The sequence below is a fragment of the Mesorhizobium sp. M1006 genome, from assembly GCF_040318825.1.
Lineage (GTDB): Bacteria > Pseudomonadota > Alphaproteobacteria > Rhizobiales > Rhizobiaceae > Mesorhizobium.
The window spans coordinates 165,518-177,213 of record NZ_JAMYMZ010000008.1 but is presented as its reverse complement, the minus strand read 5'-3'; the positions used below and the strand labels follow the sequence as shown (position 1 = coordinate 177,213).

Annotated in this window: 8 protein-coding genes; 4 read left to right on the top strand and 4 right to left on the bottom strand. The window is 63.5% G+C overall.

The genetic code is table 11. The features are described 5' to 3' along the window. Positions 1 to 208: 208 nt before the first annotated feature. Complete coding sequence (locus tag NKH60_RS10520; protein WP_352872074.1) at positions 209 to 784, bottom strand: GNAT family N-acetyltransferase; 576 nt, start codon at positions 782 to 784, stop codon at positions 209 to 211. Between the two features lie 68 nt (positions 785 to 852). On the opposite strand from NKH60_RS10520, the gene NKH60_RS10515 reads away from it, so the two are divergent. Continuing rightward, on the top strand, positions 853 to 2,181 hold the full coding sequence (locus NKH60_RS10515) for a DNA polymerase IV (RefSeq protein ID WP_352471784.1): 1,329 nt from the start codon (positions 853 to 855) through the stop codon (positions 2,179 to 2,181). A 150-nt stretch (positions 2,182 to 2,331) separates the two neighbouring features. Here NKH60_RS10515 and NKH60_RS10510 read toward each other — a convergent pair whose 3' ends face one another. Continuing rightward, positions 2,332 to 2,838, bottom strand: a complete 507-nt coding sequence (locus NKH60_RS10510; RefSeq protein WP_352471786.1) for a hypothetical protein — start codon at positions 2,836 to 2,838, stop codon at positions 2,332 to 2,334. 173 nt (positions 2,839 to 3,011) lie between these two features. Here NKH60_RS10510 and NKH60_RS10505 point away from each other — a divergent pair, with 173 nt between their 5' ends. Further along, the gene (locus NKH60_RS10505) at positions 3,012 to 3,893 is read left to right on the top strand and encodes a DMT family transporter (protein ID WP_352872072.1); all 882 of its coding nucleotides are present in this window, start codon (positions 3,012 to 3,014) and stop codon (positions 3,891 to 3,893) included. Positions 3,894 to 3,907: 14 nt separating this feature from the next. Here NKH60_RS10505 and dnaE read toward each other — a convergent pair whose 3' ends face one another. Next, positions 3,908 to 7,435, bottom strand: coding sequence for a DNA polymerase III subunit alpha (gene dnaE, locus NKH60_RS10500; protein ID WP_352850860.1), 3,528 nt, complete (start codon positions 7,433 to 7,435; stop codon positions 3,908 to 3,910). A gap of 634 nt (positions 7,436 to 8,069) precedes the next feature. Then, positions 8,070 to 10,082 (bottom strand): acetyl-CoA carboxylase biotin carboxylase subunit, encoded by a 2,013-nt coding sequence (locus NKH60_RS10495; protein ID WP_352831583.1) that lies wholly within the window; start codon positions 10,080 to 10,082, stop codon positions 8,070 to 8,072. A 213-nt stretch (positions 10,083 to 10,295) separates the two neighbouring features. Here NKH60_RS10495 and NKH60_RS10490 point away from each other — a divergent pair, with 213 nt between their 5' ends. Further along, a complete protein-coding gene (locus NKH60_RS10490; protein WP_352540649.1) occupies positions 10,296 to 11,423 on the top strand; it encodes an S-(hydroxymethyl)glutathione dehydrogenase/class III alcohol dehydrogenase in 1,128 nt (375 codons plus the stop codon). Next, entirely contained in the window at positions 11,420 to 11,692 is a 273-nt protein-coding gene (locus NKH60_RS10485; protein WP_352831581.1) for a hypothetical protein, read from the top strand. The genes NKH60_RS10490 and NKH60_RS10485 overlap by 4 nt, the downstream gene beginning before the upstream one ends. The last annotated feature ends 4 nt before the right edge of the window (positions 11,693 to 11,696 follow it).

Here is an 11,696-nt window from a genome sequence, read left to right as displayed (position 1 = left end):
AATAATGTGCCAGATCATCGGTAAGCTTCTTCGCGCCTTGGCTGTCGACGGTCTGGGCGAAAGCGGGCGCGCTAAACGCGACGGCGAGAACAAGTGGCAATACACGCTTCACGTCGATTCTCCGTTGTCTCGGGCCAAATCATTGCTTGTATTAGTGAAACAGCGTTACAGCGGCAAGACGCCGGCTGTAGGCCAAAAGCGCATCCGGCTAAAGCACCAGCCGCACCAGCGGTCGGCCTGGCTTACGTTCGACCAATCGCTGGAACCCGGCCTTCTCGAAGACCCGCGACGAGCCTACGAACAGCCCGATCGAGCGCGAATCCTTCGACAGGTCGATCGGGCAGGCCTCGATCAGCCGCGCGCCGTTCTCGCGGGCGAACTCGATGCCGCCTTGGACCAGGCGGTGCGACAGGCCCTTGCCGCGTGCTTTGGTGCGGATGAAGAAGCAGGAGATCGCCCAGACGCCCGGATCGCTGGCGTCGGCGGGGTCGATCGGCGCCGACCCCCTGCCCTGGTTGTTCCATTCGGGCACGTCGGCACGCGGGCCGATCTGCATCCAGCCGACCGCCTGGCCACCCTCGAAAGTCAGCACGCCGGGCGGCGGCCCGGCCCCGATCCGCGCCTTGATGTGGTCCTTGTTGCGCTCCCGGTTGCTCGCGCGGCGTGCTGCGGGCGACAGCCGGAAATGTGTGCACCAGCAGCCGTAGCAGGCGCCTTGCCTACCGAAAAGATCTTCGAAATCCGCCCAAAGCTCGGGCACTAGCGGCGCTATGGTCGTATTCATGAGCTCTCTCCCGGCCCACCGCCTTGTCGTGGCATCCGTCCTGACGTACCATTACATTTGTTCTCTTTATGTTCGCAGCGATGGCGGCCCCTGTCAACAATCCCGAACACGGTTTTTGCCGCGACTGCCTGAGTTTTCAGCGCAGCGAGGCACGCCGTTGCGAGCGCTGCGGCAGTCCACGGCTCGCCCGCCATCCGGAGCTCTACCGGCTGCGCCTTGCCCATATCGATTGCGACGCGTTCTACGCGGCGGTCGAAAAGCGCGACAACCCGGCGTTGAAGGACCGGCCATTGATCATCGGCGGCGGCAAGCGCGGCGTCGTCTCCACCGCATGCTACATTGCCCGCATCCACGGCGTGCGCTCGGCAATGCCGATGTTCAAGGCGCTCGAAGCCTGCCCGGAAGCGGTGGTCCTGCCGCCGGACATGGAAAAATACGTCCGCGTCGGCCGTGAGGTGCGCGCCATGATGCAGGCGCTGACGCCGCTGGTCGAGCCGCTCTCGATCGACGAGGCCTTTCTCGACCTCGCCGGCACCGAGCGCCTGCATGGCCTGCCGCCTGCGGTGGTCCTGGCGCGCTTCGCACTCGGCGTGGAAAAGGAGATCGGCATCACCGTTTCGGCCGGTCTTTCCTACTGCAAGTTCCTGGCCAAGGTGGCATCGGACTTCCGCAAGCCGCGCGGCTTTTCGGTGATCGGCGAGGCCGAGGCTATCGGCTTCCTGGCCGAGCAGCCGGTGACGCTGATCTGGGGGGTCGGCAAGGCCTTTGCCGCCACACTCGAGCGCGACGGCATCCGCACCATCGGCCAGTTGCAGCGCATGGAACGTGGCGATCTGATGCGCCGCTACGGCGTCATGGGCGACCGGCTCTACCGGCTTTCGCGCGGCGAGGACGACCGTCGCGTCGTTCCCGACCAGGACGCGAAAAGCGTCTCGGCGGAAACCACTTTCGATACCGACATCGCCTCCGTCGACGAACTGGTTTCGGTGCTGAGGGCGCTGTCGGAAAAAGTCTCGGCCCGGCTGAAGAAATCCGGCATTGCCGGACGCACCGTCGTCCTCAAGCTGAAGACCCAGGATTTCAGGATCCGCACGCGCAATCGCCAGCTCGGCGATCCGACCCGGCTGGCCGACCGCATCTTTCAGACCGGGCTCGAGCTGCTGCGCAAGGAAGCGGATGGCACGAAATACCGGCTGCTCGGCATTGGCGTCAGCGATCTCTCCGACGATGACCGGGCGGACCCGCCCGACCTGGTCGACGTCCAGTCACGCAAGCGCGCCATGGCCGAAGGCGCCATCGACACGCTGCGCGGCAAGTTCGGCCGCAGGGCGGTGGAAACCGGCTATACCTTCGGCAAGGGCCGCGATGCCCATCCGCCCGAACCGGTCGAGGAATGATACCGGCATGTTTGAGATTCAGGTCAGGCCGAGTCGAGAAGGGTGGTTTCCGAGAACCGGAGCGGAGCGCACTTGTGAGTACGTGAGCACTGGATGCGCAGGAAACCGCCTTTCGCAGGCCGGCCTCACCTGAATATCAACTTGCCCCAGTCACGTGCGCTGCAGATCGATCCGGGTGGTCACCACACTCTTCCCGGTTTTCGGATCGGTATCGACGACGATCAGCCGCATGCCATTCTCGCCGTTCTTCTCGACCGTCATTTGCGCCTTGCGATCGCCATTGACCTCCTTGGCCCAACGGATGCCGAGATTGATTGCGTTGCCGGAGCGGCTGCCGCTCAATTGCGCCGGCCCGGTGCGCGATCCGACATAGGTGCCGGTGTATTTCGTCCCGCTCGATTTGAGATCGGCGCTGATGGCGCGCGTTACCACGATAAGACCGCGGCAGCTGCCGTCGAGCGATAGCGAGCTCGACGTTGCGTCGGAATTGAAATGACAGGAGACATTCACCGTCGGCGCATCGGTGGTCACCTTGACGATGCCTTTGCCGGCGAAATTCCCCTGGAATGAGCGAAGAAAATCCGGATCGTCGGCATGCGCTGCCCCGGCCCCGGCCGTCAGGCAGCCGGCAAGTACAAATCGTGCAAGTGATTTCATCGGACCGCTCCTCGTTGGTGTCCAAAACACAGCACGCAAACACTGAGGGACCAACGCTTCCCTCAGCGGCGGGTTCCGGCTTCAACATCACTGTTTGCAACGCTGCACGGCTGGCCCAGTCGAATGCGTCGGCTAGCGGTTGCGATGAGCGCTCCGGCTTGCGACATAGCCGCATGGCACCCGCACCCTCGATCCCCAAGGCCGCGTTCTGGATGGCGCTGTCGATCGCCTCGTTCCTGGCGATGTCGGTGGCCGGCCGCGCCACGACGGCCGAACTAAACGTCTTCCAGGTGCTCGAGCTGCGCTCGGTGATCGGCTTTTTCATCCTGTTGCCGCTGGTCATGATGTCAGGCGGTTTTGCGGCGATGCGCACCGGACGCCCGCTGGCTCATATCGCCCGCAACGTCGTCCACTATACCGGCCAGGCTGCCTGGCTCTACGCCCTGACGCTGATCCCGCTTGCGGTACTGATCTCGATCGAATTCACGACGCCGATCTGGACCGCTTTGCTGGCCGTCGCTTTCCTCGGCGAAAGGCTGTCCCGGCCACGGCTGGCGGCAATCGTGCTCGGGCTGATCGGCGTTGTGATCATCGTGCGTCCGGGCGTCGGCGCGGTCAATCCGGGGCATGTTATCGTGCTGGGAGCCGCGGTCTGCTTCGGCGTCTCGATGGTTCTCGTCAAGTCGCTGACGCGGACGGACAGCGTCGTGCGCATCATCTTCTGGATGTTGATCATCCAGTCGCTGCTTGGCCTCGTCCCGGCGCTTTACGAATGGCGCAACCCGCCGCTTGAGCTCTGGCCGTGGATCCTGCTCATCGCCTTCACCGGCATGTCGTCGCATTTCTGCATGGCCCGCGCACTTGTCTATGCCGATGCGACGGTCATCTCGCCAATGGACTTTTTGCGCGTGCCGCTGTCGGCGGTGATCGGATGGCTGCTCTATCACGAGCAGATCGACGCCTTCACCGCCGGTGGCGCCCTGCTGATCCTCATGGGAAATCTGCTCAACCTGCAGCGGAGAGCACCGCAACCGGCGGAGATCGCCGCTTCATAAGCGTGCGCTAACTCTTAGACCAGTTCCACCTCGACCACGCCCGGCACCGCCCGCATCGCCGACGCGATCTGCGGCGATACGCGGTAGCGGTTGGGCAACTCGATCTCGACCTCGCCCTCGCCGCCTTCCTTGATGACGATGATGCTCACCTGACTGTCGCCACGCTGGCCAAGCTGCGATTGGATTGTCAATGCCGGTGCGTCATTTCTGACGAAGATGCGCAACGCTTTCTGGATACGGCTTGCCTCTTCCTCCAACGACTGCACGGTCTGGATGCGCAGATTGACGCCTTCAGGCCTGTCCTCGGCCGAAACGGTGATCACCACCGAGCGGCCGGGTTCGAGCAAGTCGCGGTATTGCGCCAGCCCCTCGGAAAACAGCACCGCTTCATACTGGCCGGAGGTGTCGGAGAACTGCACGACGCCCATCTTGTTGCCGGTGCGCGTCTTGCGCTCCTGCTTGGTGGTCACCGTGCCGGCGAGCCGGCCGGCGGCAGCACCGCGTTTGACGGCGGCCGAAAACTCGCCCCAGGTCTGCACCCGCATTTTCTGCAGCGCCGCCTTGTATTCGTCGAGCGGATGCGCCGAGAGATAGAACCCGACCACCTGGAATTCACGGTGCAGGCGGTCGGCGGCGAGCCAGGGATCGGTCGCCGGCAAGTTGAGCGCCTGCGACTGTGCGCCGAGCGAGGCGCCAAAGATGTCATGCTGGCCGGTGACGGCATTCTGCTGCGCCAGCGACGCCAGCCCCATCATCCGCTCGACGCCGGCCATCATCGCCGCGCGGTCATGACCGAAGCAGTCTAGCGCGCCGGCCATGATCAGGCTTTCGAAGACGCGCTTGCCGACGATCTTCGGATCGACCCTTTCACAGAAATCGGCGAGGCTCTTGAAGGGTTTTTCGCCGCGCGTGGCGACGATGTGCTCGACCGCCGCATCGCCGACGCCCTTGAGCGCGGCCAGCGAATAGAAGATGCGGTTCTCGCCGACCTCGAAATCCCGGAACGACGTCATGACCGACGGCGCCACCACCTCGATGCCGAGGCGCAGCGCATCCTGGCGGAAATCGGCGAGCTTGTCCGTATTGCCCATGTCGAGCGTCATCGATGCCGCCAGGAATTCGACGGGGTAATGCGCCTTCAGATAGGCGGTCTGGTAGGAGACGACGGCATAGGCGGCGGCATGCGATTTGTTGAAACCGTAGTCGGCAAACTTTGCCAGCAGGTCGAAGATGAAGTCGGCTTGCGGCTTGCCGACGCCGCGCTCGACCGCGCCCGAAACAAAGCGCTCGCGCTGCTTGTCCATCTCGGCGCGGATCTTCTTGCCCATGGCGCGGCGCAGCAGATCGGCTTCGCCCAGCGAATAGCCGGAGAGCTCCTGCGCGATCTGCATCACCTGTTCCTGGTAGACGATGACGCCTTGCGTCTCCTTGACGAGATGGTCGATCTTCGGGTGGATCGACGCCATCTCCTCCTCGCCGTGCTTTCTGGCGTTGTAGGTCGGTATGTTCTCCATCGGCCCCGGCCGGTAGAGCGCGACCAGCGCGATAATGTCCTCGATACAGTCGGGCCGCATGCCGATCAGCGCCTTGCGCATGCCGGCACTTTCCACCTGGAACACGCCGACCACCTCGCCGCGCGACAGCATGGCGTAGGTTTCGGGGTCGTCGAGCGGAATGTGGGCAAGATCGATCTCGATGCCGCGGCGGCGGATCAGCTTGACGGCCCTGTCCAGCACCGTCAGCGTCTTCAGGCCAAGGAAGTCGAATTTCACCAGCCCGGCCTGCTCGACATATTTCATGTTGAACTGCGTGACCGGCATGTCCGAGCGCGGATCGCGGTACATCGGCACCAGCTCCGACAGCGGCCGGTCGCCGATGACGATGCCGGCGGCGTGCGTCGAGGCGTGCCGATAAAGACCTTCCAGTTTCTGCGCCGTATCGAGCAGCGTCTGCACGATCGGCTCACGCTCCGCCTCTTCGGCAAAGCGCGGCTCGTTGGCGATGGCGTCGGCGAGCTTGACCGGATTGGCCGGGTTCGACGGCACCATCTTGCTCAGCTTGTCGACCTGCCCGTAAGGCATCTGCAGCACGCGGCCGACGTCGCGCAGCACCGCGCGCGCCTGCAGCGTGCCGAAGGTGATGATCTGGCCAACCTGGTCGCGGCCGTATTTCTGCTGGACGTAGCGGATGACTTCCTCGCGCCGGTCCTGGCAGAAGTCGATGTCGAAGTCGGGCATCGACACGCGGTCGGGATTGAGGAAGCGCTCGAACAGCAGCGAAAAACGCAGTGGGTCGATGTCGGTGATGGTCGTGGCATAGGCGACCAGCGAGCCGGCGCCCGAACCGCGGCCCGGGCCGACCGGAATGCCTTGTGCCTTGGCCCATTTGATGAAGTCGGCAACGATCAGGAAATAGCCCGGATATTTCATCTTCTCGATGACGCCGAGCTCGAAATCCAGCCTTTCGCGATATTGCTCGACCGTGTAGCCCGGCGTCGGGCCGTGCGCCGCCAGCCGCGCCTCTAGCCCTTCATGCGCCTGCCTGGCAAGCTCCTGCGCCTCCGCCTTGACCGCAGCATCGGCGTCGGCGACATCGCGGCCGGCAAAGCGCGGCAGAATCGGATTGCGGGTCTTCGGGTAATACGAGCAGCGCAGCGCGATCTCGACGGTGTTGTCGATAGCTTCCGGCAGGTCGGCGAACAGCCTCGCCATATCGGCCTGGCTTCTCAGGAAGTGGTCGGGCGAAAGGCGGCGGCGATTGTCGGCCGCCACCACGGAACCTTCGGCGATGGCGATCAGGGCGTCATGCGCCTCATAGTCTTCACGAGAGAAGAAAAACGCCTCGTTGGTGGCAACCAGCGGCAGATCGTGGCGGTAGGCGAGGTCGACCGACGACTGCTCGATGGCGCGGTCGTAACCGGAGACCCGCTCAAACTCGACATAGAGCCGGTCGCCGAACAGGCCCTTGAGCGCCGACAGCCTGGTCTCGGCGAGTTCGCGGCGATCCTGTTTCAAGGCAGTGCCGATCGGACCGCGCGGCCCGCCCGTAAGGCAGATCAATCCGTCGGTGTGGCCCTGCAGCATCTCGCTCGTCAGATGCACCGCTTCGCCGGGCGGTGTCTCGAGGTAGACGCGGCTGACCAGCCTGACCAGATTGCCGTAGCCGGCCTCGGTTGCGGCGATCAGGACGACCGGCCGCATCTCCGGTCCTTGCCGCCTGCGGTCGCGCTGGCTGTCGCTCGCCTCGCCGGAAAAGGCGAGGTCGATCTGGCAGCCGATGATCGGCTGGATGCCATCCTTTACCGCCTTCTGGGCGAATTCCAGCGCGCCGAACAGATTGTTGGTGTCGGTGACGGCGATTGCCGGGCATTCGTCCTGCACCGCATGGCCGACGATCTTGCCGAGCTGCAAGGCACCTTCGAGCAGCGAATAGGCCGAATGCACGCGCAGATGAATGAATCGACGCGCCGCCGCCTCCGCCCGCGACGCCTTTGCATAGGCCTCGCGCAGCAAGGGATCGCGTGGAAGTCTTTCATCCGCCATGGTTTTTTCGCGCCGCCTCACAAGGACTCAGTCGATGAAGATGTATTGTATTGTATTGTATTGTCCGGCACCGGGTAACACGAGTCCAGCGGTAGTGATTGGAGCTTTGTGAACTTAGCAATCGCTTCCGCCGGCAGAAAGGCGCTGCCACCGAAGCTGCCAATCTCCCCCCTCGTGGGGGAGATGTCCGGCAGGACAGAGAGGGGCGCTGTCCCGCCGACGTCAGGCTGCAAATAAAAACCCGCCACTGCGGGCGGGTCGCTGGAGCCAATTAGCACCATACCCAAATTACTAGCATAGCTGCCGGCACAAAGCAAGAACAAAATACGGCGCGACGGGGAAAAATGCGAATTCCTCGCGGCCTCGCCTTGTCCCTCCTCCACTGAGCGTGCCCAACCAATTGCAAGGTCGCGTTCCTTCGCGCCCCCCTCTGTCCTGCCGGACATCTCCCCCACGAGGGGGGAGATTGGCCATCATCTCGGCTTTCGCCAATTTCCAACGTTGCAGGAGCGAGCTAGGCGCCGAAGCTGCCAATCTCCCCACTTTAGGGACATTTTAGGGGGAGATGTCCGGCAGGACAGAGGGGCGCGCTGTCCCGCCAACTTCAGACAGAGCGTCGAGGGCGGGTCCAACCTCACGCGAATTCCATGATCACAGCATCGACGGCAAGGCTGTCGCCGGGCTTGGCGTTGAGCTTCGAGACGATGAGGTCGCGCTCGGCGCGCAGCACGTTTTCCATCTTCATAGCCTCGACCACGGCCAGCGTCTCGCCGGCCTTGACCTCCTGCCCCTCGGCAACGGCAATCGACACGACGAGGCCGGGCATCGGGCATAGCAGCATCTTCGAGGTATCCGGCGCCACTTTTTCCGGCATCAGCCTTTCGAGTTCGGCGGTGCGCGGCAGCATGGCGCGGGCTGTCACCGAGATGCCTTTCCAGGCGATGCGGAACCCGTTCAGCACCGGCCTGACTTGCGCCGCGACCTTGCGGCCGCCGACCGTGCCGCGCCAGATGAGATCGCCCGGCCGCCAGTCGGATGCCACCGTCAGCGGTTTGCCGCCGTCGATTGTGAGGTCGAGCTCCATCGGAATGGAAATCATGCCTTCGACGATGGCAACCGAAAGATAATCCCGGCCGATCTTCACCACCCAATCGCGTTTCAAGGCGCCCGAATGCGGCGCCAGCCGCCCGCCCAGCCGGTCGAGCCGGTCGCGGCGCAGCAGTTCGACCGCGGTGGCGATCGCGGCCAGCACCGCGTTTTCTTCGCTGTTCGGCACAATGGGCGCGAAGCCGTCGGGATATTCCTCGGCGATGAACGCCGTCGATAGCCGCCCTTCCCGCCAGCGCGGATGCTGCATCAGCGCCGCCAGGAACGGTATGTTGTGCTCGATGCCGTCGACGACGAAACTGTCCAGCGCTTCCGACATCGCGTCTATCGCCGCCAGCCGTGTCGGCGCCCAGGTGCACAGCTTGGCGACCATCGGGTCGTAGAACATCGAGATTTCCGAGCCTTCGGTAACGCCGGTATCGTTGCGGATGACGATTTCGCCGAATTTTCCCTCTTCCGGCGGCCGGTATTTCGTCAGCCTGCCGATCGACGGCAGAAAGTTGCGATACGGATCTTCGGCATAGAGGCGGCTTTCCACCGCCCAGCCGTTCAGCTTGACGTCGCTCTGCTTGATGGCGAGCTTTTCGCCGGCCGCCACGCGGATCATCTGCTCGACCAGGTCGATGCCGGTGACGAGCTCCGTCACCGGATGCTCGACCTGCAGCCGCGTGTTCATTTCCAGGAAATAGAAGTTCTTGTCGCTGTCGACGATGAACTCGACCGTGCCGGCGCTCTGGTAGTCGACGGCCTTGGCCAGCGCCACCGACTGCTCGCCCATGGCTTTGCGGGTCTTGGCGTCGAGGAACGGCGACGGCGCCTCCTCCACGACCTTCTGGTTGCGGCGCTGGATCGAGCATTCGCGCTCGCCGAGATAGAGCGTATTGCCATGCGCGTCGGCGAGCACCTGGATTTCGATATGGCGCGGATCGACGATGAATTTTTCGATGAAGACGCGGTCATCGCCGAACGAGCTTTTGGCCTCCGACCGCGCCCGGTCGAAGCCGTCGCGCACCTCTGCCTTGCTCCAGGCGATGCGCATGCCCTTGCCGCCGCCGCCGGCCGAAGCCTTGATCATCACGGGATAGCCGATTTCGCCGGCTATTCTTTCGGCATGGGCGGCGCTTTCGACGACGCCGAGCCAGCCGGGCACCGTCGACACCTTGGCCGCGTTGGCGAACTTCTTCGATTCGATCTTGTCGCCCATCGCCTTGATGGCCTTGGGCTTCGGGCCGATGAAGACGATGCCTTGCTGCTCCAGCGCTTCGCAGAAGGATGCCCGCTCGGACAGGAAACCGTAGCCGGGATGCACGGCCTCTGCTCCTGTGGCCTTGCAGGCGGCGATGATCTTTTCCGCGACCAGATAACTTTGCGCAGCCGGCGAAGGCCCGATATGCACCGCCTCGTCGGCCATTTCGACATGCACGGCGTCGCGGTCGGCGTCGGAATAGACCGCGACGGTGGCGATGCCCATCTTGCGCGCCGTCTTGATCACGCGGCAGGCGATCTCGCCACGGTTGGCGACCAGGATCTTTGTGAACATGCAGGCCTCGTCCCTCGGCTGCCCTTCTTTTACGGGCTTCCCGTTTTATGGGCTTCAGGGGGCCGGTCAAGGCAAAGTCGGAGCCTATCCCGCATGCAAATTGGCGGGCGCTGACGAAAATCCGGGGTCAGAACGTCGCTTCATGCATAGCGCAGAGCTGAATGGTAAGTTAAATCTAACCTGGATTGCAGACTGCCTTGGGAGGATTGCCTGATGAAAACGCGCGCCGCTGTCGCCGTTGCCGCCGGAAAGCCGCTGCAGATCATGGAGGTCGACCTCGAAGGTCCCCGCGATGGCGAGGTGCTGGTCGAGATCAAGGCAACCGGCATCTGCCACACCGACGAGTTCACGCTGTCGGGCGCCGACCCGGAAGGCCTGTTTCCGGCGATCCTCGGCCATGAGGGCGCCGGCATCGTCGTCGACGTCGGCAAGGGCGTCTCCTCGGTCAGGAAGGGCGACCATGTCATCCCGCTCTACACGCCGGAATGCCGGCAGTGCCCGTCCTGCCTGTCGCGCAAGACCAATCTGTGCACCGCCATCCGCGCCACGCAGGGACAGGGCTTGATGCCGGACGGCACCTCGCGCTTCTCGATCGGCAAGGACAAGCTGTTCCACTACATGGGCTGCTCGACCTTCTCCAACTTCACCGTGCTGCCCGAGATCGCGGTGGCCAAGGTCAATGCCGACGCCCCGTTCGACAAGATCTGCTACATCGGCTGCGGCGTCACCACCGGCATCGGTGCTGTGATCAACACGGCCAAGGTCGAGCAAGGCGCGACCGCGGTCGTCTTCGGCCTCGGCGGCATCGGCCTCAACGTCATCCAGGGCCTGCGCCTTGCCGGCGCCGACATGATCATCGGCGTCGACCTGAACAACGACAAGAAGGAATGGGGCGAGAAATTCGGCATGACGCATTTCGTCAATCCGAAGGAGATCGACGGCGATGTCGTGGCTCATCTCGTCAACATGACCAAGCGCGGCGCCGACCAGATCGGCGGCGCCGACTACACGTTCGACTGCACCGGCAACACCAAAGTCATGCGGCAGGCGCTGGAAGCCTCGCATCGCGGCTGGGGCAAGTCGGTCATCATCGGCGTTGCCGGCGCCGGCCAGGAGATCTCGACGCGGCCGTTCCAGCTGGTCACCGGCCGCACCTGGATGGGCACCGCCTTCGGCGGCGCGCGCGGCCGCACCGACGTGCCGAAGATCGTCGACTGGTACATGGCCGGCAAGATCGAGATCGATCCGATGATCACCCACACGCTGAAGCTCGAGGACATCAACAAGGGCTTTGACCTGATGCATGAAGGCAAGTCGATCAGGAGCGTGGTAGTCTATTGAAGGAGGTACTGATCCGGGTTCGGATCCGATATCCGAATTTCGGCGAGTCGCTCAGTATGCAGAGCTGGCAATTCGGCGAACATCTTTGGGTAGCGCTTAGGAATAACAACCGCGTTCGCATCGACCTCGACGAGATCGACCGCGGCAGAGAAGAAATATCGTTTCTCGTGCGCGATACATATCTGAGCAAGGCGCTCAAGGTGGTAGAGCGCGTCAGGCAAGAACACCGTATGGAGAATGAAGCGGTAATCGAAACGGAACCAGCATAGAACC

Excerpts from the sequence above, each read along its gene's own strand:
- NKH60_RS10520 (WP_352872074.1), bottom strand. The coding sequence starts at position 784 with ATGAATACGACCATAGCGCCGCTAGTGCCCGAGCTTTGGGCGGATTTC.
- NKH60_RS10495 (WP_352831583.1), bottom strand. The coding sequence starts at position 10,082 with ATGTTCACAAAGATCCTGGTCGCCAACCGTGGCGAGATCGCCTGCCGC.
- NKH60_RS10510 (WP_352471786.1), bottom strand. The coding sequence starts at position 2,838 with ATGAAATCACTTGCACGATTTGTACTTGCCGGCTGCCTGACGGCCGGG.
- NKH60_RS10490 (WP_352540649.1), top strand. The coding sequence starts at position 10,296 with ATGAAAACGCGCGCCGCTGTCGCCGTTGCCGCCGGAAAGCCGCTGCAG.
- NKH60_RS10505 (WP_352872072.1), top strand. The coding sequence starts at position 3,012 with ATGGCACCCGCACCCTCGATCCCCAAGGCCGCGTTCTGGATGGCGCTG.
- NKH60_RS10515 (WP_352471784.1), top strand. The coding sequence starts at position 853 with ATGTTCGCAGCGATGGCGGCCCCTGTCAACAATCCCGAACACGGTTTT.
- dnaE (WP_352850860.1), bottom strand. The coding sequence starts at position 7,435 with ATGGCGGATGAAAGACTTCCACGCGATCCCTTGCTGCGCGAGGCCTAT.